This window comes from uncultured Wocania sp., from assembly GCF_964021735.1.
GTDB lineage: Bacteria > Bacteroidota > Bacteroidia > Flavobacteriales > Flavobacteriaceae > Wocania_A.
Genome location: NZ_CAXIBN010000028.1, coordinates 1 through 23,916, shown reverse-complemented (window position 1 = coordinate 23,916; position 23,916 = coordinate 1). Strand labels below are relative to the sequence as shown.

The following is a 23,916-nucleotide window of genomic DNA, read 5'->3' as shown; positions in this document are numbered from 1 at the left end:
GAGTTGCGCGAGCAATGTCCGTGGGATAAAAAGCAAACTATGGAAACCTTACGCCACTTAACCATAGAAGAAACTTACGAACTTGGAGATGCCATTTTAGACAAAAATTTAGAAGAAGTTAAAAAAGAGTTAGGGGACGTATTATTACACATCGTTTTTTACGCTAAAATAGGTAGCGAAACCAAGGATTTTGATATCGCTGATGTATGTAACAGCATTTGCGAAAAACTAATAAGTAGACACCCACACATCTACAGTGATGTAAAAGTAGAAAACGAAGATGATGTAAAACGCAATTGGGAAAACCTAAAACTTAAAGAAGGCAAAACCAGTGTTTTAGAAGGCGTTCCAAAAAGTTTACCAGCTTTAGTAAAAGCCAACAGAATTCAAGAAAAAGTAGCAGGCGTTGGTTTTGATTGGGAAAAGCCAGAACAGGTTTGGGAAAAAGTAGAGGAGGAACTAAACGAGTTTAAAGCGGAAGTACAATTGGGTAATCAAGACAATATGGAGAGTGAATTCGGAGACGTTATATTCTCGATGGTAAACTACGCTCGCTTTTTAAACATAAACCCAGAAAATGCTTTGGAGCGCACCAATAAAAAATTCTCTAAACGTTTCCAGTATTTAGAAAGTAAAGCAAAAAGTTTAAACAAACCTCTTAAAGACATGACTCTTGCCGAAATGGATGTGTTTTGGGAGGAAGCTAAAAGTTTGTAAAACTTCGTTTTGTATTTATCTTAGCGCAGCTAATTTGCTGTTTGAGCTTAATTTTCGTACATTTGCAATATGGGAAAAGGAATTCATGAAAAGCGAAATAACAGAATCTTCAACTTTAATTTTCTAGTTTTTAGAAATCAATCGGATAAATTTATCCCTCCAGCTTTGTAATTCTAAAAACACTCAACACAACACTTTAGTGTTTTAATTTTATTGTCTGCTTATAAAATTTTAAGTAGATAATCAATCACGCATAATTAAATTTTTCAGATTTATCTATATCTAATTTTTCAGATAAAAAATCATTATAATATTATTTAATGATTACTAAAACATAGAAATACGATTAGAACGATAATCAATTTTAAAAACAGAAACAAATGAAAATTTTACAAGTAAAAAGAAAAACAACATACGAAAAGCGACATACAGTTAAAATGGGAGAACTAACTGCTAAGGTAACTTATATAAAAAAATATTTATTTGGTTTACCAATAAAAACGCTTCATAAATACCGCGAAACGTATTACGGCGAGGTAAAAGACTGTAAAGATTGTATGCTATTTGTTTAGTTGTTTTTAACAGAAATATTTTAAGTGGAAGTACTAGTAATTGTTGCTGCAAAACTGAGTACATATAAAAAACAAAAAATCTCATAATGTATTTATTATGAGATTTTTTGTTTTGAAGAGACAACAAAATTTTTAATAAAGCTCTTTAATTTTACTTAGTTTTGTTTTCCATAGTTTTAAAGCTTGTTTATGTGCTTTAATATTGTTGTGGACTTCTTTTACTAACGGATTATCATCATCAACATTAGTGAAAAATTGCAAATTATTTTCTAATTGATTAATTTGACCTTTAACCTCATCTATTTTCTTTCTAATAAAAACGCGTTCATTATCAAGGTTTTTATTGTTGTCATCATTACTACTTAAGTTGTCTAATTTGTTTTCATACTTAATCATTTCAATTTCATTCTTCTCCATTTTCAAATTAGAAAACAAATTATCTAACGATTTATTAAACTTGCCTTCAATATAACGTTTATCGTTTGGTACTCTACCAATACTTTTCCAAGTATCAATTTGCGTTTTTATGGTTGATAAATCTTTATTTTTATCTCCAGTTAAACTTAAATTTTTCAATGTATTTAAAAGCTCTTGTTTTTTGTTGTAAGCATCAATTTGTTCTTGACTTGCAGCATTTCTTTTAGAATGTAGTTTGTCAAAATAATGATTACAGGCTGCTTTAAATTGTTTCCATATTTTATCGCTGTCTTTACGTGGTACATGACCAATCTTTTTCCAATCGCTTTGGATTTTTTTCATTAACGCTGTAGTTACTTCAACGTCTTCACTGTCTTTGTTGTCTTCTGCAATTTTGATAAGTTCAAGTTTTTTTTGAAGATTATCAAATTGTTCTTTTTTTAAACCTTTATAAAAAGCATTTTTCTTTTTGTTAAACGTTCTTACAGCATCTTTAAATTTTGCCCAAGTGGCTTCGTTAACTTTTATAGGTACTTTGCCGGCATTAAAGAAATCGTTACGTAGTGCTTCTACTTCTTTTATTTTCTTTTGCCATGAGCTATGAGAACCACTTTCTTGAGTATTAACAGCCTCTATTTTGGCAATAATTTCAAGTTTGTTTTCAAGATTTTTTTCATAAATCTTGTCTATTTCTTTATAGTAATCTTGTCGTTTATCGTTAATTATTTTTGTTGCCGCTTTAAAACGCTCCCATATTTCTTCTCTGTGTTCTCTTCCAACAGGACCAAGCTCTTCTTTCCACATTTTATGAAGCTCTTGCAACTCTCTAAAAGAACGCATTACATTATCATCTTGTGCTAACTCTTCAGCACGCTCAATAATTTTTAATTTTTTATCTAAATTGTGTTTAAAGTCTAAATCGCGTAAATCTCTATTCAAATGTAAAAAGTCGTAAAACATTTCTACGTGATGATGGTAAGAATTCCAAGCGTTATTGTATTTGTCTCTAGGAATTGGACCTGTGTTTCGCCAACGTTCTTGTAGCTCTTTAAAGTGTTTATATGTGGTATTTATATTTTCTTCAAGATTTAGTAAGCCTTTTAATTCTTCAATAATTTCGAGCTTATCGGCTAAGTTTTGCTTCAAGTTTTTCTCTAAACTTTTGTAATGATCGTTTAGTTTGTTTCTGTATTCTTTATAAGTTTCTTTGAATCGTTTTTGAATAGGCGAGGAGTAATAAAAATCTATTTCGTTGCCACCATCATTTAAAAACTCTGTTTTTTTCTCGTCTAATAAGGCTTGAAATTTGGTTTTAAACTCATTATTTATGTCGTTTACATGAGATTTTATGGCTTGAACCTTTTCATTTTTTATCAGTTTTTCTAACTCAATAGCTAAAGATTCTAACGACATTTTATCGTATTCTTTTACTTCAATAGTATGTCGTTCTTTGTTGCCTTCATCTTCTGCATCTTCAGCATTAGATTCTTCAATTTCATCAATAACATCTGCTTTCTCATCAGACCCTTTTTCTTCCTCTTTATCTTTAGAATCGTCTTCTTTTACAGCATCAACAATTTGAGATGAAGCTTCATCGTCATTTATTTTTGTAGCCTCTAAAGCAGGTTCTTCATTAAGTTCTGATGATTTATTTTCAGTAGCATCATCATTATTAATGGGTTGTTTATTTTCTTCTATTCCGTCTGCTTTTTGCAGGTTATCTATCTCAGACATTTTAAAAAATGTTTAGGTTCGTTTAATACTTTAAAGTTTAAAGATACTAACAACTCTAGTATTTACAAAGGGGAAGCACTGCTTTTAATACTTTAGGTAGACTTTTTATTACAAATTCCAAATCGACCACGCTTTTTCAGCTTGAAATTTTAGCATATCTAATCCGTTAATTATGGTAGCGTCGTTAGTTTTTCCGTATTTAAGAAATTTGGTTTCTTCAGGGTTATATATTAAATCAAATAAAATATGAGTATTACTAATAGATTTATATGGTAAATTTGGACAATCATTTACATTTGGGAATGTGCCCAATGGCGTACAGTTTATAATAACTAAATGCTGCTTTATAATATCTTCTGTTAATGAATGGTATGTATAATCTACACCTTGTGAAGCAGTTCTTGACACATAACTGTGTTCAATATTTAGCTCTTTTAAACTAAAAGCAATTGCTTTACTTGCGCCGCCTGTACCAAGAATTAAAGCTTTTTTATGATGCGATTTTAAGAAGGGTTTTATGGATTTCTTGAAGCCATAACAATCTGTATTATAGCCAACTAAATTTCCTTTTTTTGTAATTTTTATAGTGTTTACTGCTCCAATGGCTTTGGCTTTTTTGTTTATTTTATCCAAAAAAGGTAGTACTTGTTCTTTATACGGAATAGTAACATTTAAACCTTTTAAGCCTTCTGTATTTTTTATTATTGAAGGAAAAGAATTGATAGAATCAATATCAAAATTCTCATAGGTTGTATTGTTAATATTTTCATCTTCAAACTTTTTTTTAAAGTATGCTTTTGAAAATGAATAGGATATGTTTTTCCCTAAAAGGCCTAATTTGTTCATTTGGTTTTTCTAGTTTTTTTGCCGTAAAGTTCAAGTGCTAAAACTATAGTGATACCTAAAATAATAAATGCAACCGCATAAAAGGTTTCTGAGTTTAGCTCTGGCATAAAGCGTTTGTAATTAGCAATTATTTTTTCTCCAGTAGAATCTAATATAAAATTACCATTATTATTTACTTGGTAAATTGTTTTTTTCCAGGGCCAAACAACACCTAAAGATCCAACTATAAAACCAATAATGGCAGAAAGTGTAATGCTTTTGTAATGTTTTAAAATGTAGCTTAGCAGATGTGAAAACGTGACTAAACCTGTTACAGAACCTAAAGTAAAAACAACAAGAACTTTTAATTTCCTAAGGCGCTCTGAGTTTTCAATAAAATTAAAATTACCGCTAAAAACATCTGAAGCGGTATCATATAATGCGTTAACAGAATCTACTAAAAGCAATACATAATTTCCTAAAAGAATAAGAATAAACGAGCCAGAGAACCCAGGAAGTGTCATACCAGAAACACTAATTATCCCGCAGAAAAAAACAAACCAAAGATTATCATTTTCTTTAGCAGGATTTAAAAAACTAATGCTTAAACCTATTGCAATTCCAATGAATAATGATAGGTATGTTCTGTAATTCCAATCTTTAAAATCTTTATAGATGTAATAAATAGAACCTATTATCATACCAAAAAAAACACTCCAAACAAACAGCTCGTAATGTTTTATTAAATAATCTAAGATTTTTGAAACACTAAAATAGCTAACTACCATTCCAAAGAAAAGTAAACCTAAAAACCGACCGTTTATATACTGATAAAAACTTTTAAACCGACCGTTAATAAAAAGTTTTAAAGCTTTACTGTTTACTTTTTGTAGCGAGTAAATAAACTCTTCGTAAAAACCAGCAACAAAGGCTACCACTCCACCAGAAACTCCAGGAACTTTGTTTGCAGCTCCCATACCTAATCCTTTAAGGATAAGAAATAGTTTGTCTGTAAAAGTTCTGGTGCTTTGCATTATTGTTTTTTTGAGCCTAGTTTTTCAAGAATAAAAATAGTTAAAAAACCTAGAATCATTAAAATAATTGCCATTGTGATTTGGCTTTCTCCTTCAAAAGAAAAAGGAGAAATACTTTCTTCTAATAAGGGTGTTTTAATTCCTTTTGAATTGGTATGCCATGTTAAAGTTTTTTTCCATGGCCAAACTTTATTTAAAGACCCAAAAATAAACCCAGTAAGCAATGCTAATGTTATATTGTGATAATGTTTAAATAGCCATTTTAAAACACGACTAAAGCTTAATAATCCTATTATAGCACCAGTTGTAAAAATTATTATTTTTTTTATGTCAAAATCATGTAATGCATCACTTAATGTTTTATAAGCACCAAGAATTATTAAAATGAAAGAGCCTGAAATGCCTGGAAGTATCATAGCACAAATAGCAATGGTACCTGCCAAAAATAAAAACCACGGATTATCATTGTTTGATAGAGCAGTCAGCGTAGTAATATAAAAAGCAATACATGCACCAATAATTAAGGACACTATTATGGCAATATTCCACTTGGTGATTTGTTTGCCAACAAAATAGATACTCGCTACAATTAAACCAAAAAAGAACGACCAAATAAGTACTGGATGGTATTCTAGTAAATATTTTGCAAGTCTCATAAAGGATACAAAGCTTATTACAATACCCAATAAAAGAGCTGTAATAAAATTTCCATTGGCTTCTCGCCAAAAGGCTTTTATACCTTTGGAAAAAAGAGTTTTAAATAATGAAATATTAATATTACTTATACTAGAAATTAATTCTTCGTAAATACCAGAAATAAAAGCAATAGTACCACCAGAAACTCCAGGAACCGCATCGGCTGCACCCATAGCAACTCCTTTAAGTGAAATGATTAAATAATCAGAAAAACGTCTTTGCATACTTTGTTATTTTTTAAGTAAATCAAAGGTATGCATTTTAGCGAAACGTTTGTTTAAAGATTTGTTTTTAGTAAGTTTTTTACTAAGATTTTATTAGAAACTTCAGGAAAAAGTTCATCAAGAATAAAATTATATTCTTCATTGTGCTTTAAGCCATTTTTTAAATAAAATGTGCCTTTATCATTTTCGTTTAACGAAAAGTAGAGTCCAGCTAATCTATATTCTAATTCAGCATTTTCTGGATAAAATTCAATAGCCTGTTCAAAATTATAAACAGCAGTTTCTGGTTCTCCTAATTTAATTAGTAAATCGCCACGAGATAACCAAGTGTTTAATTCATAATTACCTAATTCTAAGGTTTTTTTATATCCGCGTTCTGCTTCTTCATATAAATTTAATCTTTGATTAATTTGTGAATACAGTTTCCAATAAACAACGTTCTCAGTATCAATATTGATAGCTTTATTGATGTAATACAATGCCTTTTGGTAATTCTTTTTTTTATTATAAAACTTAGTAATGGCTATCCAGCCTTTATCTAATAACGGATCTTCATGTACAGTTTTGTAGTAATATTGAACCGCTAAATCATCATTTTTTAATTTTTCGTAACAATTGCCAATTCGTAATAATGCAAACGATGTCGGTTCGTCTAGCTGAAGTGAAATATTATAATTTTCAATAGCATCTTCGTAACGCTTTAATTTTTCAAGAACTTTTCCGCGTTCTAAATATGCACCAACAAAAGTATCATCAGAAATAATAGCAAAATCGTAAGCTGCTAATGCCTTTTTATATTTTTTTAAAATAACATATTGTTTTCCTAGTTGATGCCATGCCACTTCGCAGTAAGGGTTTTTATCTAAAAATACGTTTAAGTATGAGATTGCATCTTCATTTTGATTAAGAAATTCAAAGCAATAAATAATGTTATAAAGTGCTGAGTAGTCATCTAAATCTTGTTCTAAGCACTTCATAAAATAAGTTTTAGCATCTTCAAATTGATCTAAAAAGAGATACTCCATTCCTATTAAAGAATACAAATCTACAACATCATCAGTAAGTTCTAATGCCTTTTTTAAAACCTCAATAGCTTTTAAATGCTCATCTTTTTTTGATAAAACATTGGCTTTTTGAATATAAATTTCTTCGTTAAAAGGATCTAAATTATAAAGCTCGTTTAATAAGGCATCGGCATCAGGTAGCTTATCTTCAAAAACATAGATTTCTACTTTAAACAACTTTAAATTAATAGAAGTAGGGTGCTGATCTAATCCTAATTTAATGGCTTTTTTTGCTAAAGCAATTTTGCCTTGATTAAGATAATGGTGAATAATGTTTTCAAATTCTTCTGAATCAAAGAACAAAACATGGTTTGTTTTTAACATCGATTCAAACTTTGTAAGAGGCAAATTGTTGTTGTCGTTATGACTAAACTCCATAAGCACATTTGTAAGTTACTTCGTTAATAAAATTAAGGTTCTATTCTAATTTAAAAGACTTATATCTTAAATCTTTTTAACAAAGTAATCAACAGTTGTACCATAAATATAGATTTGTTTTTGTTTTGTTTTGATTTTCAAAGGCTTGAAGGTTAAATGTCTTGTTGTAAAACATTCAAAATATCAATAATAATGTTGCATCCCTTGGTGATTTCTTCATTTGAAATGGTAAGAGGGGGTGTAATTCTTACAGCTTTAGACTCAAAAAGCAACCAAAAAAGTATTAAACCAGCATCTTGACACTTAAGAATTAATGCATTTGTAATAGTATCTGAAGGTGTTATAATAGCAAGCATTAATCCCTTACCACGAATGTCTTTAATTAATGGATGCACTAAAAGCTTTCTGAAAAGTTGTTCTTTTTCTAAAGCTTGTTGCATTAAATTACTTTCGGTAACTTCTTGTAAAGTCGCTAAAGCCGAAGCAGCAATAACGGGGTGACCACCAAAGGTTGTTATATGACCTAGTTTTGGGTTATCGCTTAATAAATCCATCAATTTACTGGAAGCCGTAAATGCACCAATAGGCATGCCACCGCCTAAACCTTTACCTGTAACTAAAATATCTGGAATGCAGTTGTAATGTTGAAAACCAAAAAGTTTACCTGTTCTGCCAATTCCAGGCTGAATCTCATCTAAAATAAGTAAAGCACCAACTTCATTACATCGCTTTTGTACTTTTTGTAAGTAATTATTTGAAGGAACGATAAATCCTGCGCCACCTTGGATAGTTTCTAAAATTACACACGCAGTTTTTGTTGTGATGTGTTCTAAATCTGCGTCTTTATTAAAATCAATAAAACGAACGTTTGGTAACAATGGACGAAATGCTTGCTTGCGTTCTTCAAATCCCATCACACTCATTGAACCCATGGTGTTACCATGATACGCTTTGTTGGCAGCAATAATTTCGCTTCGTCCTGTGGCTCGTTTAGCTAATTTTAATGCGCCTTCAATAGCTTCGGTTCCAGAATTTGTTAAATAGGTTTTTTCTAAAGAAGAAGGAAGCTGTTTTGCTAATAATTTTGTGAGTTCAACTGCTGGTTTTTGAATGTACTCACCATAAACCATAACATGCATATATTTATCTAATTGCGATTTTATAGCATTTACTACTTTTGGGTGATTATGACCAAGTGTACAAGCTGAAACACCTGCAACAAAATCGAGATATGCTTTATTGTTAGTATCGTAAATATATGAACCGTTAGCATGAGAAATTTCCATAGCTAGCGGATGTGAGGAGGTTTGCGCTTGATATTTAAAGAAATCGGATGCCATTTATTGTTGCTCTTTTGAAGCATTATTTGGATTTGGTAATTTCTTTTTTTCTGCTTCTGTTAGTTTAGGCGCTACAATTTTCTTTTTACTTTTAATTGGATTTGGTAAATTCCTTGAAGCTTTGGGTTTCCCTTTTAAGGTTGGTTTGGCTTCATTATCTGCTTTTTTAATACGGTCCATTAAATCTTCATCTAAAAAATCTTCTTGCGGAACATAGTCCTCTAACCCTTTTATAATGGGCAAAACTAAAGGAGGGTCATCTTTAAATAAATCTTCAACACTTTTTGGGCGCTCATCTTCTCGCCAATCAAACCCTTTTAAAAGTTTTTCGTTTTTAGGGTATTTAGATTCTGGATAAATGTCACCATCTATTTGATTGATTTTTCTAACCTCCTGAATATCTCTGTCTTCTATAAAGATTTTAATACTACCAGATTTCGATTTATCAATGCCTACTAATTCATTTTCATCATTTCTAAAATAGTAAATAGATTGTGCATTTTTTAAAATATCTACAACATGTAGCTCATTATTTTCATTAAATAAACCAATTAACGTTTTACCATTTATTTGATTGTAACCATTACCTATCGTGTCTTTACTAATTAAAAAAGCATTGTTAAATACAATAAGCGAATCTAATTTTTCGGTTTCAGGATTCGATTTTAAATGAATAGTATCACCTGTCATTTGGTTGTTAATATTCCAAAGAATAGGCTTTCGTTTTACAGAAAAAGCATCTTTACTATCAAATTTCGAGATGTTTATAAGTTGCGTTAAACCAGTTTCTTGATTCGAGTGTATAGAGTCTGCTTTGGCACTCATATCTGTTTTAAATAGGCGTGCATTTCTAAATGCTCGAGTTATTCTTTTTTCAGGCTTACCTGTAACCATAAGTGTATCGGCGTGAATATAAATAGAATCTTTTTGTTGTACCGTAATCGCTAATGCACGTTTTGTGATAAACATAGAATCTTTTTCTTTAAAAACTTCTGCATAATGTCCTTTTACAATGCTTTTGTTTAAAGTATCGGTTACGGTAATATTGTTGGTTGCCGATGCGAAACTGGTGTTGTTATCAAAGTACAGGCTATCGCCTTCTACAGTTCTATTTTCGTAATCTATTTTGGCTTTTTTTACGGCATATCCAATTTTATTTTCGGTATCGTAAAAGCCTTTTTCGCAATAGGTTATACTTTCAGGAGTGGTTATAGTTGAAGGTCCAAATAAATAAGCGTGTTTGGTTTCGTCATAAAAATCAAAATAGTTTGATTTTACTGTGGTACTATCATTAGTTAAAACCACGTCTTCCACAAACTGATATTTTTTTGCATCCATGTAGTAACGTCCAATTTTACTGGTAATAGTTCCAGATGAATCAATGGCTACATTACCACCATTTCTATAAAAAGCTTGTTGTTTTATACGATCAAAATATAAGGTGTCTGATGAGATTTTTGAATCGGGATTTTCTAAAATCACATTACCACTAGCAAATGCTAATTGTGTTTTGCCGCTATATTCTACATATTTAGATGTCATTGTTATGGTGTCGCCTTGTTTTACAATAACGTTTCCGTAGGCTTCTACAAAGTCTTCATTACCATAATGAATCGCTTGATTACACCACATGTTTATGCCCCCATGGATAATATGTACTTGCTGCGAATCGTCTCGTGTTAAAACTTTAGCACCAGGATATTTTTCTTCATCAAAAGTTAAAAAACCAGTATACTCTATTTTGATTTTTTTTTGAGCTTGACAAAATTGGGATTGCCCTAAAACAATAAAAAGTAGTATGTAAAAAAGATTAGATAGTCTCAAAGTAAAAATTTGTTTGTCGCAAAAATAACGATAATAATGAGGTAACAATATATAGAAACAAAAAACGCCTCAAAATATTTTGAGGCGTTTAATAAATATTTGTTAAATTGTTTGAAGCACTATTAAAAAGGCGCTTCTCTTTCTAAGAAACAAATTGCTCTCTAAAAATAGTTTGTTTCCTATCTGGACCAACAGATACGATGGTAATAGGAATTTCCAGTTCTTTTTCTAAAAACTCAATGTACTCGTTTAAAGCTTTTGGTAATTGAGAAGTTTCAGACATTTCAGTTAAATCTTCAGCCCAACCACTAAATTCTGTGTAAATTGGTTCAACGTTTTCTGGCTCAATATTGTAAGGGAAATGATGAATAACTTCACCTTTATATTTATAAGCGGTGCATACTTTTAAGGTTTTAAAACCAGAAAGCACATCGCCTTTCATCATCATTAATTGGGTTACACCATTTACTTGGCAAGCGTATTTCAATGCAATTAAATCTAGCCAACCACAACGTCTTGGGCGACCTGTTGTTGCACCAAATTCGTTACCAACTTTAGCCATAGTTTCTCCATCTTCATCAAATAATTCGGTTGGGAATGGGCCAGAACCCACGCGGGTTGTATAGGCTTTAAATATTCCGAAAACATCACCAATTTGGTTTGGTGATACACCTAAACCTGTACAAGCCCCAGCTGCTGTTGTATTACTAGATGTTACAAACGGATAGGTTCCGAAATCGATATCTAGTAACGACCCTTGAGCACCTTCGGCTAAAATAGTTTGTCCAGATTTTTGTGCTTGATATATATATTCTTCAGAATCGATAAATTTTAATGATTTTAAAACTTTTACAGCTTCAAAAAACTCTTTTTCTAATTCAGCTAAATCATATTGTACATCAACATTGTAAAAAGCAATCATAGACTCATGCTTATCAGCTAAAGCTCTATAACGAGTTTTCCAATCGCTTAACTCTAAATCGCCAACACGAATACCGTTACGCCCTGTTTTATCCATGTAGGTTGGTCCAATGCCTTTAAGGGTTGAACCAATTTTAGCTTTACCTTTTGAGGCTTCGCTAGCTGCATCTAATAAACGATGAGTTGGTAAAATAATATGGGCTTTACGAGAAATCAGTAAAGATTTTCTGTAATCAACACCTTGTTCTTCTAATTTATCTAGTTCTTTTTTAAAGATAACAGGATCTATTACCACGCCGTTTCCTACTAAATTTGTAGCATCATCATGAAAAATTCCAGAAGGGATGGTGTGTAAAACGTGTTTCCTTCCGTTAAAAACTAAAGTGTGTCCAGCATTTGGACCGCCCTGAAAACGTGCAATAATGTTGTAGTTGGATGTTAGCACGTCAACAATTTTTCCTTTGCCTTCGTCTCCCCATTGTAATCCTAGTAGTAAATCTACTGCCATTGTAAAAATTAGTTATTTGGTTGATTTTCTATTTCCGTAAAAATAAAGTGAATGATTATTTATTTCGATATCGAAAACTTCTTCGATGGTTTTTTTTATGGATTGAATTCGTGGGTCACAGAACTCAATAACTTCACCAGTGTCTGTTAAAATAACATGGTCGTGTTGTCTATCGAAATACGATTTTTCGTAATGTGCTTGGTTTTGTCCAAACTGATGTTTTCTAACTAACCCGCATTCTAAAAGTAATTCGATGGTGTTGTATAATGTAGCACGAGAAACACGATACTTTTTGTTTTTCATGTTAAGATATAAAGATTCTATATCGAAGTGTTCGGTGCTATTATAAATTTCTTGCAGTATAGCGTAGCGTTCTGGAGTTTTTCGATGTCCGTTGTTTTCTAAAAAGCCAGTAAATACGCTTTTAACTATATCTTGATTTTTTGTATCTGCTTTTGCATTCATAATTTCATCGCAAATTTACACTTTTTTTAGAGACTGTTTAGAAATAAATGATTGGAATTTTCATAGATTATTTTTGATGCAATATGATGCAAAATTTTTAAGTATATCGCAATATGTGGTTGAAAATTTTAACGAAATAGTGTGTGGAAGAAACATAAAAAAATAATTTAATGAGTTTTTAAAACTATCTCTTATACTCTAGTCACCTTATCTATACCATTAATTTTTTTAAGCTTTTCTAATAACTTTTTTATAATAGTATTGTTTTTTACAACCACGTTAATTTTGCCAGAAAACAGTCCGTCGTCACTTTCAAAACTAATACTTTTCATATTTACATGCATGTTTTCTGAAACAATGTTGGTAATTTCGTTTACTAAACCTATGTGGTCTATTCCTGTTAGCACAATTTTAACCAAAAACTCCTGTTGCGAAGAATCTACCCATTTTGCAGCCATAATTCGGTATGCATAGTTAGATTGCAAGCTTACTGCATTTGGACAGTTTTTTTTGTGCACTTTAATACCTTCATTCACAGTTAAAAAGCCGAATACGTTATCGCCAGGAATAGGGTTGCAGCAGTTTGATAATTTATAATCTAGTTTTTCTTCTTCTTTACCAAAAACTAATGAGTCATATTTTGCGGTAACTTCATCTTTGTCTAGATCTTCTTTTTTTATGGCTTGCTTTCTAGATATTTTATTTTTTATAAAACTCATTAAAGCATTACTTCTAGAGGAAGCATAATCTTTAAGCATCGAATTGTCTATAGTACCAATACCCACTCTGTAAAACAAATCGAGACTTGTTTTTAACTTAAAATAATTTACTAATTCGTTTACAGATGCTTCATTAAGTGTTATTTTTAACTGCTTTAGTTTTCGCCTAAGTATTTCTTTACCTTCCTCTCCAATTTGTTTTTTATCTTCTTTTAAAGCAGATTTTATTTTGCTTCTTGCTCTAGCTGTAGTGGCGTAATCTAGCCAATTCGCATTGGGTTTAGCCGATTCTGATGTTAAAATATCTACTTGGTCGCCACTTTGTAATTCGTGACTTAAAGGCACTAATTTTCCGTTTACTTTTGCGCCTCGTGTTTTCATACCAACTTCAGTATGTATACTGAAAGCAAAATCTAAAGAGGTTGCGCCTTTGGGTAAAGATTTTAACTCTCCATTTGGAGTAAATACAAATATTTCTTTTGAATATAAGTTTAATTTGAATTGTTCAACAAAATCAACGGCATTAGTATCTGGGTTTTCTAAAGCCTCTTGAAGTTTGTTAATCCAAGTTTCTAAACTATCTTCTTTTTCGCTATTTTGCTTATATTTATAATGGGCGGCATAACCTTTTTCTGCAATTTCATTCATACGCTCGCTACGTATTTGTACTTCTACCCAACGTCCTTTTGGACCCATTACGGTAATATGCAACGCCTCGTAACCTGTTCCTTTTGGAGAAGAAATCCAATCGCGAAGACGAATAGGGTTTGGTCTAAAATGATCGGTTACAATGGAGTATATTTTCCAAGCTAGAAATTTTTCATTGACTTCATCACTTTTATATATAATTCTAACGGCAAACTTATCGTAAACTTCATCAAATGAAACACCCTGATTCAGCATCTTTCTACGTATAGAGAAGATGGATTTTGGTCGCCCTTTTATAGTGTAATCCATTAATTCTTTATCTAAAGAATTTTTTATAACCTCACTAAATGCTGCAATGTATTTGTCTTGCTCTTCTTTACTTTCTTTAATTTTGTTTAAAATATCGTTATAAACTTCAGGTTCGGTATATTTTAAGCCCAAATCTTCTAGCTCGGTTTTAATATTATACAACCCGATTCTATGTGCTAAAGGCGCGTAAATATATAAGGTTTCTGATGCTATTTTAACTTGCTTGTCGGCACGCATAGAATCCATTGTTTGCATATTATGAAGTCTATCGGCAATTTTTATAATGATTACACGCACATCATCATTTAGTGTAAGCAGCATTTTACGAAAATTCTCTGCTTGCAACGACACATCCATATCTTTTTTAAGTGATGATATTTTTGTGAGTCCGTTTACAATTTTAGCAACAGTTTCTCCAAATAAACCTTCAATATCTGATATAGAATAATCTTCGCTATCTTCAACCACATCATGTAGTAATGCCGCAGCAATTGAGGTTGCATCTAAACCAATTTCTTGAGCAACTATTTTTGCTACAGCAATTGGATGAAAAATATAGGCTTCACCAGATTTTCTACGTTGGTCGCTATGTGCATCAATAGCAACATCAAAAGCACTTCGTATTAATTTTTTATCGTCTTTTGAGAGTGTCCGGTAGCTTACTTTTAATAACTCTTTATAGGCTTTGGTGATGGCAATATTTTCTTTTTCTAAGGCTTCCTCTGTCATAAATTAAAAGTAGCATAAAGAAAATTAACAGCCAACACGAAATATAGTTTTTTGCAACTATTTTTTAAGAATTTAAAAACTGTATTAATTTAAAAATGGCTTTTCCACGATGTCCGATACTGTTTTTTAGGCTTAAATCCATTTCTGAAAATGTAATATTATAGCCTTTAGGTTTGAAAATTGGGTCGTAGCCAAAACCTTTTTCACCATGTTTAGTAGTTGTTATTTCTCCTTTGCAAATACCAGTAAACGTATATTTTTCGTTATTTAGTTGTAAAGCAATTACTGTTTTAAACTGTGCATTTCGGTTTTTTTTATTGTTTAATTCAGTAAGCAACTTATTCATATTATCATTAGCATTTCGTTGCTCACCAGCATAACGTGCCGAAAACACTCCAGGTTCGCCATTTAATACATCAACTTCTAAACCTGTATCGTCTGCAAAACAATCGTAGCCATAATGTTGTTTTACATATTCTGCTTTTTGGATGGCGTTACCTTCAATCGTGTTTTGGGTTTCAGGAATATCTTCAAAACAGCCAATATCTTTTAAGCTTAAAAGTTTAATGTGTGCTGGTATTAAAGCTTGTACTTCTTTTAGTTTATTTGAGTTGTTGGTTGCGAAAACGAGTTGCATAAATGTTGATGTAAAAATGAATAATCAAAAGTAAACTAATTTGAGTTTAAAGCTTTTTTATATCTTTAAAATCTAGCCGAAACCGATATGACTACATTCAACTCTCCTCTCGAAGCTTTTATGGATTGGGAAAATAAAACACCAAACCGTACTTTTTTAATACAACCTATTAATGGAAAGGTTATTACTTACACGTTTAAGGAAGCAAAAGATGAAGTTTGTAAAATAGCTTCTAAATTAAAATCATATAATTTACCTAAGCATAGCCATGTTGCTTTATTGTCTAAAAATTGCGCCCATTGGTTGCTTTCAGATTTAGCTATTATGATGGCAGGTTATGTGTCAATTCCTATTTACCCCACTTTAAGTGCCTCATCAATTCATCAGATTTTAGAACACAGTGAATCTAAGGCTATTATTATTGGAAAGTTAGATGATTTTAAATCTCAAAAATCAGGAATTCCCAATATTCATAAAATTAGTGTTGGAGTTTTTGGAGAAAATGAAGGCGATTTATGGGAAGATATTATTAAACATCAAAAACCATTAGAAACATTACCTACCATTGATACCAATCAATTGCACACCATTATTTATACATCTGGAACTACTGGAACACCAAAAGGTGTAATGCACAGCGTTGGTAATATTATGGAAAGTATGCGTGTTATTAAGTCTATAATTAAGCTACCTCTATTACCACGGCTTTTTTCTTATTTACCTTTAGCACATGTTGCCGAACGCGTTGGTATTGGAACTCACGGCATCGTTATTGGTGCAGAATTTTCGTTTGCAGAATCTTTAGAAACTTTTGCATCAGATCTTGAAAAATGCCAACCGCACTTGTTTATGGCAGTACCTAGAATTTGGGCTAAGTTTCAAGAAAAAATATTAGAAAGCATTCCACAAAAAAGATTAAACGCTTTATTGAATATACCTTTAGTGAATGGTTTAGTAAAAGCCAAATTGAAACAAAAATTAGGTTTAAAAGATGCTTCCTTTATTGTTTCTGGTGCTGCACCTTTATCTGTAAATCTAATAAAATGGTTTAAAAAAATTAATATTACCATTTTTCAAGTTTATGGAATGACTGAAGACTGTATTATATCGCATGCCACAAGACCAAATGAAAATAAGATGGGTACCGTTGGAAAAGCTTTAGACACCGTACAAGTTAAGTTTTCACCAGAGGGCGAAATTTTAATAAAAAATAATTGTTTAATGAAAGGCTATTACAAATCACCAGAAATTACAGCAAGTGTTTTTGATGATGCTGGATTTTTTAAAACAGGCGATAAAGGCGAGTACGATCATGATGGTTATTTAACCATTACAGGTCGTGCTAAAGATGAATTTAAAACAGATAAAGGCAAATATATTTCGCCTTCTCAAATAGAGATGCTACTGTCTAAAAACACAGACATTGAGCAAATATGTGTGGTTGGAACTGGAATTCCTCAGCCTATTGCTTTAATTACTTTATCTGAACTAGGTAGAGCAAAATCTAAAGAAACCTTATCAAATTCATTAATTGAAACGGTAAAATCTATAAACCCAAGTCTAGAAAAACACGAAAAAGTTGAAAAAATTGTAATAATGAAGGAAGACTGGACGGTTGATAATAACTTGATTACGCCATCATTGAAAGTAAAACGTAATAGTATTGAAAAAATACATCAGCAGTTTTATGCATCGTGGTTTGAAACAAATGACAAAGTGATTTTTGAATAAAGGCATAATATTTATGATTTTATTATGATAAAAATCATCTTTGAAAAGATGAAACTTTTTTAAATTTGAATACACAAAAAAAATAAATTATTTATGACAGTTAATATACAGTATGTAGGTGTTGATGTAAGCGAAACACTATCGGTTTTCACAGAAGAAAAATTACAAAAACTATTTGACAGATACGATTTTTTAATAAGTGCAATGGTTTATTTTAAGCAAGATGAAAAGCAACATGATTTAGGCAAAATCTGTAACATTGAATTAAGTTTACCAGGACCAAGAATTTTTGCAACCTCAAACGAGCATAATTTTGAGGTATCAGTTAGAGAAACTATAAGCGATTTAGAACGTCAACTTAAAAAGCGCAAGGAGGTTTATAAAACGCATTAATTAATTTTGACAGAAGGAGGTAAAGAAAAAGCAGATTTATTGAAATTGAATAAATACTGAAAATAGCGACTGTGACTTTTTTTACGACTGAGTAGAATTGTTAATTAAAATACTCTTTTATTTATGATGATAAGGTTCATTCTTTAAAATAGTAAAGCCTCTATAAAGTTGCTCAATAACAAATAAGCGAATCATTTGATGGGAAAATGTCATTTTAGATAGTGATATTTTTCCATTTGCTTTTTTATACACATTTTCAGAAAATCCATAAGGTCCACCAATTGCAAAAACAAGTTGTTTTATACCAGAATTCATATGCTTTTGTAAATAATTTGAAAAGCTGACAGAATCATATTGTTTGCCATTCTCATCTAACAAAATTAAAACATCATTAGTTTTTAATTTTCCTAAAATAAGGTCGCCTTCTTTTTGTTTTTGTTGGGTTTCGCTAAGATTTTTTGAATTTTTAATGTCTGGAATTATGTCTAAAGAAAAATTAATGTAAAAACTTAAGCGTTTTGTATAACCATTAATTAACGATTGAAGCTCTTTGTTATCTGTTTTGCCTATTGCTATTAGTTTTATGGTCATGTAGCAAAATTAATATTTACTATTAACGAATTATGTATTTAAACATGAAAAATTTAAAAATTTGGTAAATGTAAAATTTAATTTAGCAAATCAATTTCTTATTTTAGCACAAACTATTCTAAAACATGATTACACAAGAACAATTTGACACTGAATTAAAATATATTATTTCTAATGCCATAAGAGAAGATGTTGGTGATGGGGATCATAGCTCGTTAGCATGTATTCCCGATAATGCAAGAGGAAAGGCTAAACTTTTAGTAAAAGATAAGGGCATAATTGGCGGTGTTAATTTTGCGAAGAAAGTATTTGCTTACGTCGACAAGAATTTAAAGCTAGATGTACGTATTGAAGACGGATCTGAAGTAACTTATGGAGATATTGTAATGTTTGTAGAAGGATCTTCGCAATCTATTTTAAAAGCAGAACGTACTGTTTTAAACGCCATGCAGCGTATGAGTGCTATTGCAACAAAAACAAAAACATTTGTTGATTTATTAGAAGGGACAAACACTAAAATTTTAGATACACGTAAAACAACTCCAGGAATTAGAGTTCTAGAAAAATGGGCAGTAAAATTAGGAGGTGGCGAAAATCATAGATTTGCTTTATATGATATGATTATGCTAAAAGATAACCATATAGATTTTGCTGGAGGTATAACAAAAGCTATAGAAATGACTAAAGAGTATCTTACCGAAACGGGTAAAAATTTAGATATTATGGTTGAAGCTAGAAACTTAACCGAAGTTGATGAAATTTTAAAAAACGATGGTATTTATAGAATACTACTTGATAATTTTGATTACGAAGACACCAGAAAAGCTGTGAAAATGATTGGTAATAAATGCTTAACAGAGTCATCTGGAAATATAAATGAAGCTACAGTAAGGTATTATGCCGAATGTGGTGTAAATTATATTTCGTGTGGTGCTTTAACACACTCTGTGCATAATATGGATTTAAGTTTAAAAGCTATAAAATAGTAAGCATTATAAAGAGACTTACACTTTAATTGGTAACGACTTTACAATAAAAGATTAAATAATAATTACGTGAGCGAATCCATTGAAGATAAATTAGATAAAATTCCTGTAATTAATATATTAGTTCGCTTTTTCAAACAAATTAAGTTACCAGGATTTGAAGGGCTTTCTATTTACGATCTTCTGGAAATGTATGTAATTGGCATTGTAAAAGGCGCTTTAACAACACGTGCAAGTGCTATTGCTTTTAGTTTTTTTACTGCTATTTTTCCGTTTTTACTATTCATTTTAATAATAATCCCTTATGTGCCAATTGATGATTTTAGAATAGAATTTCTAACATTTTTAGAATCATTTTTACCACCAAATACATCCGATTTTTTCTTTCAAAATATTTTTGAAAATATAGATCAAACCCAACGTGGAGGTTTACTATCATCGGTTTTTGTGCTATCCATTGCATTAATGGCAAACGGTGTAAATGCAGTGTTTTCTGGTTTTCAAAACTCGTATCATGAGCAATTAACACGTAATGTTTTTAGACAATATTTATTTGCTTTGGGTATTGCGCTAATATTGGCTTTTTTGTTAATTGTTACCATTATAGTTTTAGGATATTTTCAAATTTATGTTGTGCGAAATTTATTTGATGCACTTGGAAATCGTGGTTACGAAGTAGAATCTCAAACCGTATTTTGGTTAGATATTGCAAAATATGTGTTTTTTGTTGTTATGGTATATATTGCCACAGCAACTTTGTATTATTTTGGAACAAAAGAAGGAAGGTACTCTAAGTTTTTTTCTGTAGGAGCACTATTTACAACCATACTTATTATTATTTCGTCTTATTTGTTTGGACTTTACATTGAAAACTTTGGACAATACAATAAACTTTACGGCTCTATTGGCGCATTATTAATTCTGCTATTCTATTTGTGGTTAAACTCAAATATCCTATTGTTAGGTTACGAATTAAATGCATCTTTGAATAAACTACGAAAACGATGTTAGTTTATGCAGCACTTCATTGATGTAATAATTCCCATTCCGCTTCCAAAGCTATTCACCTATAGTATAACACTTTCTGAAGCTAATTTTTTAAGTGTTGGAATGCGCGTTTCTGTACCTTTTGGAAAATCAAAAATATATACAGGAATTGTATTTAGAATTCATAATGAGGCACCAGCAGCTTATGAGGCTAAAGAAATTCATCAAATTTTAGACGATGCGCCCATAGTAAACGAAAAGCAATTACAACTTTGGCAATGGATTTCTAAATATTACATGTGTACTTTAGGCGATGTGATGCGAGCGGCATTACCAAGTGCTTTTATTTTAGAAAGTGAAACGGTAGTTATTAAGCACAAAAAAGCTATAGATGAATCTATTTTAAAAGATGATGAGTTTTTGGTTTACGAAGCTTTACAGCATCAATCGTCGTTAAAAATACATGATATTTCTAATATTCTTGATAAAAAGAATGTATTGCCAGTAATTAAAAGGTTGATTGAAAAAGAAGCGATTACTGTTGAAGAAGAAGTTTACGAAAAGTATAAACCCAAATTGGTGCGTTATGTAAAGTTACATGCAAACTTTTCATCTGAAAATGCACTACAAAAATTATTAGAAAATTTAAGTCGAGCTCCAAAACAACGGGATGTGGTAATGACACTATTTTCTGTTTCAGCAAAAACTAAAAAACCTGTAAAAGTTTCAGATTTATCAGATGAAAGTGATGCTTCTGTAGCGATAATAAAAGCGTTAATTGATAAAGGAATTCTTGAAGAGTATCATATTCAAACAGATAGAGTTCAGTATTCGGGTGATGATAATGAAGCTACTAAAAATCTAAATGATTACCAACAAACAGCCTTAAAAGAAATAAAAGATACTTTTAAAAAACACCACGTAACATTATTACATGGTGTTACGTCGTCTGGTAAAACAGAAGTGTATGTAAAGTTAATAGAAGAGGTAATAAACAACGAGAAGCAGGTACTGTATTTATTGCCAGAAATAGCTTTAACGACACAATTGGTAACGCGTTTACAAAATTATTTTGGTGAGCAAGTAGCTATTTTTCATTCTAAATATTCATCGCACGAGCGTGTTGAGGTTTGGAATAACGTATTGAAAAAATCTGCGAAAGCGAAAATCGTTTTAGGGGCTCGCTCATCCATTTTTTTACCCTTTGATAATTTGGGATTAATAGTTGTAGATGAAGAGCACGAGCAATCTTTTAAGCAATTTGATCCTGCACCACGCTATCATGCTCGAGATACGGCTGTTGTTTTAGGGAATATGCATCATGCAAAAGTGCTTTTGGGTTCGGCAACCCCAAGTTTAGAAAGTTATTTTAATGCGAAACAAAATAAATATGGTTTTGTTGAATTAAAGCACCGTTTTAATGATGTATTAATGCCAGATATAGAATTGGTAGACATAAAGGATAAGCTTAAAAAGAAACGGATGAAAGGGCATTTTAGTGATCGATTGATTGAAGAAATGACCGAAACATTAAAAGCAGGGCATCAAATTATATTATTTCAAAATCGCCGTGGGTTTTCACCTATTATAGAGTGTAAAACCTGTGGACATTCACCGCAATGCCCAAACTGCGATGTGAGTTTAACCTATCACCAATACAGAAATCAATTACGCTGCCACTATTGTGGTTATGTTATGGCCATGTTACAAGATTGTATGGCGTGCGGTAGTCAAGATTTAGATAATAAAGGGTTTGGAACTGAGCAAATTGAGGAAGAGGTAAAGCTTATATTTCCAGATTATAAGGTAGCCAGAATGGATTTAGATACCACACGAGGTAAATATGGTTACGAAAAAATAATTACAGCTTTAGAGCAACAAGAAATAGATATTTTAGTAGGCACACAAATGCTTACTAAAGGTTTAGATTTTAGAAACGTTAAGTTAGTTGGTATTATGAGTGCCGATAATATGTTAAACTTTCCAGATTTTAGAGCGCACGAACGTAGTTTTCAATTGATGCTACAGGTATCTGGTAGAGCAGGACGAACAGACGAACGTGGTAAGGTTTTAATTCAAACCTATAATCCGCATCATAATATATTGCAGCAAGTCTCTACAAATAATTATATGGAGATGTTTAATGAGCAAATGAACGATAGGTATAATTTTAAATACCCACCAGTTTATAAGCAAATTAAAATTACTTTAAAACATAAAGATTATAATAGGGTAGATGCTGCTTCCATTTGGTTAGCTAAATCTTTAAGACAAGTATTTACAGAACATATTTTAGGACCAGAATCGCCACCAATTGCTAGAATAAGAAACCAATTTCATAAAAATATTCTGGTAAAAATTCCCAAACATCAAAGTTTAGGAAAAACAAAAGAAGCTATTATTAAAATAAATAACAGCTTCTTGAGTATAAAAGATTTTCGGTCGGTTAAAGTAATTTTAAATGTCGATAACTTTTAAATTTTAAATATTATTTAAAGCGTCTACAAGTTGTGTCTTTTTATTCCTACTTAAAGGGATTTCGTAAGCACCAACTTCAACATTTTTACTGTTAAATCTATCTATTTTATCAAGATTAACAATATAAGATTTGTGAATTCTTAAAAATTTATTTTCCGGTAATTCTTTTTCAAAAGATTTCATAGTAGATAACACTACTAAGCTTGTTTCTTCTGTAACTAGTTTTACGTAATCACCAAGAGCTTCAATCCATTTAATATCCTTAATATAAACTTTACGTTTTTTAAGGTTACTCTTTACAAAAATGTGTTCACCTTCTTCTTCGTTAAAGTCTAAAGTCAATTTGTGTTGCTCTAGGGCTTTATCAACAGAGGTGTTAAAGCGTTCTCTGGTAATTGGTTTGTGTAAATAATCGGTAGCATCGTAATTAAATGCTTTAAAAGCATATTCGGTTTTACCGGTTACAAAAATAATTTGAGGTTTGTTGTTTAATACGTCTAAAAGTTCAAATCCATTTAACACTGGCATTTCAATGTCAAGGAAAATTAAGTCTACTTGATGCGTATTTAAACCATTTTTAGTTTCTAAAGCACTACTATACTCTGCAATTAAGTTTAGAGAGGGGTGATTCTCTACTAACTTAACTATAGAGAGACGTTGTATTGCTGAATCGTCTACTACTACACAGTTTAAAGTCATAACATTTTATATTATTTCGGTTAAGATATCGACAATAGTACAAAAAATTCGGCTAAAAACCAAAAATCATCGGTAAAGTGTTGTTTTTAACATAATTTTAACATTTTAAAAATAATGCTTTTTGCTAAAAAAATAGGAAGACTTATAGTTGTGTAATATAAGGAAATTATTTATTTTTGCAGCCAATTTTTAACAATAAAAACGATTTTTATGAATCATTATGAAACTGTTTTCATCTTAAATCCCGTTTTATCTGAAGATCAGATAAAGGAAACAGTAAAGAAATACGA

General features: G+C 31.0%; 20 protein-coding genes and 1 pseudogene. 8 read left to right on the top strand and 13 right to left on the bottom strand.

Features of this window, described 5'->3' with window-relative positions:
• On the top strand, nucleotides 1-717 hold a 717-nt coding region (mazG, locus tag AADI82_RS04205), incomplete at its 5' end, for a nucleoside triphosphate pyrophosphohydrolase (RefSeq protein ID WP_341215208.1).
• Nucleotides 718-1,097: 380 nt separating this feature from the next.
• Nucleotides 1,098-1,289: a hypothetical protein gene (locus AADI82_RS04200; RefSeq protein ID WP_341215207.1), complete on the top strand. Its 192-nt coding sequence runs from the start codon at nucleotides 1,098-1,100 to the stop codon at nucleotides 1,287-1,289.
• Between the two features lie 132 nt (nucleotides 1,290-1,421).
• Here AADI82_RS04200 and AADI82_RS04195 read toward each other — a convergent pair whose 3' ends face one another.
• The 11 genes from AADI82_RS04195 to AADI82_RS04145 all read right to left on the bottom strand — a co-directional run bounded on the left by AADI82_RS04195 (nucleotide 1,422) and on the right by AADI82_RS04145 (nucleotide 15,761).
• A complete protein-coding gene (locus AADI82_RS04195) occupies nucleotides 1,422-3,440 on the bottom strand; it encodes a DUF349 domain-containing protein (protein WP_341215206.1) in 2,019 nt (672 codons plus the stop codon).
• Between the two features lie 108 nt (nucleotides 3,441-3,548).
• The gene (locus AADI82_RS04190; protein WP_341215205.1) at nucleotides 3,549-4,286 is read right to left on the bottom strand and encodes a shikimate dehydrogenase; all 738 of its coding nucleotides are present in this window, start codon (nucleotides 4,284-4,286) and stop codon (nucleotides 3,549-3,551) included.
• Nucleotides 4,283-5,299, bottom strand: coding sequence for a DUF368 domain-containing protein (locus tag AADI82_RS04185; RefSeq protein ID WP_341215204.1), 1,017 nt, complete (start codon nucleotides 5,297-5,299; stop codon nucleotides 4,283-4,285). The genes AADI82_RS04190 and AADI82_RS04185 overlap by 4 nt, the downstream gene beginning before the upstream one ends.
• Nucleotides 5,299-6,219 carry a DUF368 domain-containing protein gene (locus tag AADI82_RS04180; protein WP_341215203.1) on the bottom strand — a complete coding sequence of 307 codons (921 nt, stop codon included), beginning with the start codon at nucleotides 6,217-6,219 and terminating at the stop codon, nucleotides 5,299-5,301. Before AADI82_RS04180 ends, AADI82_RS04185 begins: the two co-directional genes overlap by 1 nt.
• Nucleotides 6,220-6,272: 53 nt before the next feature.
• Complete coding sequence (locus AADI82_RS04175; protein ID WP_341215202.1) at nucleotides 6,273-7,661, bottom strand: tetratricopeptide repeat protein; 1,389 nt, start codon at nucleotides 7,659-7,661, stop codon at nucleotides 6,273-6,275.
• Between the two features lie 152 nt (nucleotides 7,662-7,813).
• On the bottom strand, nucleotides 7,814-9,001 hold the full coding sequence (locus AADI82_RS04170) for an aspartate aminotransferase family protein (RefSeq protein ID WP_341215201.1): 1,188 nt from the start codon (nucleotides 8,999-9,001) through the stop codon (nucleotides 7,814-7,816).
• Nucleotides 9,002-10,825 (bottom strand): OstA-like protein, encoded by a 1,824-nt coding sequence (locus AADI82_RS04165; protein ID WP_341215200.1) that lies wholly within the window; start codon nucleotides 10,823-10,825, stop codon nucleotides 9,002-9,004.
• 142 nt (nucleotides 10,826-10,967) lie between these two features.
• Nucleotides 10,968-12,254 carry an adenylosuccinate synthase gene (locus tag AADI82_RS04160; RefSeq protein ID WP_341215199.1) on the bottom strand — a complete coding sequence of 429 codons (1,287 nt, stop codon included), beginning with the start codon at nucleotides 12,252-12,254 and terminating at the stop codon, nucleotides 10,968-10,970.
• A gap of 12 nt (nucleotides 12,255-12,266) precedes the next feature.
• Complete coding sequence (locus tag AADI82_RS04155; RefSeq protein WP_034040583.1) at nucleotides 12,267-12,719, bottom strand: transcriptional repressor; 453 nt, start codon at nucleotides 12,717-12,719, stop codon at nucleotides 12,267-12,269.
• A 191-nt stretch (nucleotides 12,720-12,910) separates the two neighbouring features.
• Nucleotides 12,911-15,124 (bottom strand): RelA/SpoT family protein, encoded by a 2,214-nt coding sequence (locus tag AADI82_RS04150; RefSeq protein WP_341215198.1) that lies wholly within the window; start codon nucleotides 15,122-15,124, stop codon nucleotides 12,911-12,913.
• Nucleotides 15,125-15,188: 64 nt separating this feature from the next.
• Complete coding sequence (locus tag AADI82_RS04145) at nucleotides 15,189-15,761, bottom strand: non-canonical purine NTP diphosphatase (protein WP_341215197.1); 573 nt, start codon at nucleotides 15,759-15,761, stop codon at nucleotides 15,189-15,191.
• An 87-nt stretch (nucleotides 15,762-15,848) separates the two neighbouring features.
• Between AADI82_RS04145 and AADI82_RS04140 the strand changes: the two genes are divergently transcribed.
• On the top strand, nucleotides 15,849-17,492 hold the full coding sequence (locus tag AADI82_RS04140) for an AMP-binding protein (RefSeq protein WP_341215196.1): 1,644 nt from the start codon (nucleotides 15,849-15,851) through the stop codon (nucleotides 17,490-17,492).
• Nucleotides 17,493-17,585: 93 nt separating this feature from the next.
• Nucleotides 17,586-17,885 carry an HPF/RaiA family ribosome-associated protein gene (locus tag AADI82_RS04135; RefSeq protein ID WP_341215195.1) on the top strand — a complete coding sequence of 100 codons (300 nt, stop codon included), beginning with the start codon at nucleotides 17,586-17,588 and terminating at the stop codon, nucleotides 17,883-17,885.
• A gap of 117 nt (nucleotides 17,886-18,002) precedes the next feature.
• Here AADI82_RS04135 and rlmH read toward each other — a convergent pair whose 3' ends face one another.
• Nucleotides 18,003-18,476 carry a 23S rRNA (pseudouridine(1915)-N(3))-methyltransferase RlmH gene (gene rlmH / locus AADI82_RS04130; protein WP_341215194.1) on the bottom strand — a complete coding sequence of 158 codons (474 nt, stop codon included), beginning with the start codon at nucleotides 18,474-18,476 and terminating at the stop codon, nucleotides 18,003-18,005.
• Nucleotides 18,477-18,601: 125 nt separating this feature from the next.
• Here rlmH and nadC point away from each other — a divergent pair, with 125 nt between their 5' ends.
• From nadC to priA, 3 genes are all read left to right on the top strand, one after another.
• Nucleotides 18,602-19,462 (top strand): carboxylating nicotinate-nucleotide diphosphorylase, encoded by an 861-nt coding sequence (gene nadC, locus AADI82_RS04125; RefSeq protein ID WP_341215193.1) that lies wholly within the window; start codon nucleotides 18,602-18,604, stop codon nucleotides 19,460-19,462.
• Between the two features lie 69 nt (nucleotides 19,463-19,531).
• Nucleotides 19,532-20,473 (top strand): YihY/virulence factor BrkB family protein, encoded by a 942-nt coding sequence (locus tag AADI82_RS04120; protein WP_341215192.1) that lies wholly within the window; start codon nucleotides 19,532-19,534, stop codon nucleotides 20,471-20,473.
• Between the two features lie 3 nt (nucleotides 20,474-20,476).
• Nucleotides 20,477-22,927 carry a primosomal protein N' gene (gene priA / locus AADI82_RS04115; RefSeq protein ID WP_341215191.1) on the top strand — a complete coding sequence of 817 codons (2,451 nt, stop codon included), beginning with the start codon at nucleotides 20,477-20,479 and terminating at the stop codon, nucleotides 22,925-22,927.
• A gap of 3 nt (nucleotides 22,928-22,930) precedes the next feature.
• Here the strand turns inward: priA and AADI82_RS04110 are convergent, their stop codons facing one another.
• Nucleotides 22,931-23,626 (bottom strand): LytTR family DNA-binding domain-containing protein, encoded by a 696-nt coding sequence (locus tag AADI82_RS04110; RefSeq protein ID WP_034040566.1) that lies wholly within the window; start codon nucleotides 23,624-23,626, stop codon nucleotides 22,931-22,933.
• 210 nt (nucleotides 23,627-23,836) lie between these two features.
• Between AADI82_RS04110 and AADI82_RS04105 the strand changes: the two are divergent.
• Nucleotides 23,837-23,916 (top strand): annotated as a pseudogene (locus AADI82_RS04105) (30S ribosomal protein S6); the annotation flags it as partial.

Coding starts and splice junctions, on each gene's coding strand:
- AADI82_RS04150 (WP_341215198.1), bottom strand. CDS start 15,124: ATGACAGAGGAAGCCTTAGAAAAAGAAAATATTGCCATCACCAAAGCC.
- AADI82_RS04170 (WP_341215201.1), bottom strand. CDS start 9,001: ATGGCATCCGATTTCTTTAAATATCAAGCGCAAACCTCCTCACATCCG.
- AADI82_RS04160 (WP_341215199.1), bottom strand. CDS start 12,254: ATGGCAGTAGATTTACTACTAGGATTACAATGGGGAGACGAAGGCAAA.
- AADI82_RS04175 (WP_341215202.1), bottom strand. CDS start 7,661: ATGGAGTTTAGTCATAACGACAACAACAATTTGCCTCTTACAAAGTTT.
- AADI82_RS04155 (WP_034040583.1), bottom strand. CDS start 12,719: ATGAATGCAAAAGCAGATACAAAAAATCAAGATATAGTTAAAAGCGTA.
- AADI82_RS04135 (WP_341215195.1), top strand. CDS start 17,586: ATGACAGTTAATATACAGTATGTAGGTGTTGATGTAAGCGAAACACTA.
- AADI82_RS04195 (WP_341215206.1), bottom strand. CDS start 3,440: ATGTCTGAGATAGATAACCTGCAAAAAGCAGACGGAATAGAAGAAAAT.
- nadC (WP_341215193.1), top strand. CDS start 18,602: ATGATTACACAAGAACAATTTGACACTGAATTAAAATATATTATTTCT.
- AADI82_RS04110 (WP_034040566.1), bottom strand. CDS start 23,626: ATGACTTTAAACTGTGTAGTAGTAGACGATTCAGCAATACAACGTCTC.
- rlmH (WP_341215194.1), bottom strand. CDS start 18,476: ATGACCATAAAACTAATAGCAATAGGCAAAACAGATAACAAAGAGCTT.
- AADI82_RS04190 (WP_341215205.1), bottom strand. CDS start 4,286: ATGAACAAATTAGGCCTTTTAGGGAAAAACATATCCTATTCATTTTCA.
- AADI82_RS04185 (WP_341215204.1), bottom strand. CDS start 5,299: ATGCAAAGCACCAGAACTTTTACAGACAAACTATTTCTTATCCTTAAA.
- AADI82_RS04180 (WP_341215203.1), bottom strand. CDS start 6,219: ATGCAAAGACGTTTTTCTGATTATTTAATCATTTCACTTAAAGGAGTT.
- AADI82_RS04140 (WP_341215196.1), top strand. CDS start 15,849: ATGACTACATTCAACTCTCCTCTCGAAGCTTTTATGGATTGGGAAAAT.
- AADI82_RS04145 (WP_341215197.1), bottom strand. CDS start 15,761: ATGCAACTCGTTTTCGCAACCAACAACTCAAATAAACTAAAAGAAGTA.
- priA (WP_341215191.1), top strand. CDS start 20,477: ATGCAGCACTTCATTGATGTAATAATTCCCATTCCGCTTCCAAAGCTA.
- AADI82_RS04200 (WP_341215207.1), top strand. CDS start 1,098: ATGAAAATTTTACAAGTAAAAAGAAAAACAACATACGAAAAGCGACAT.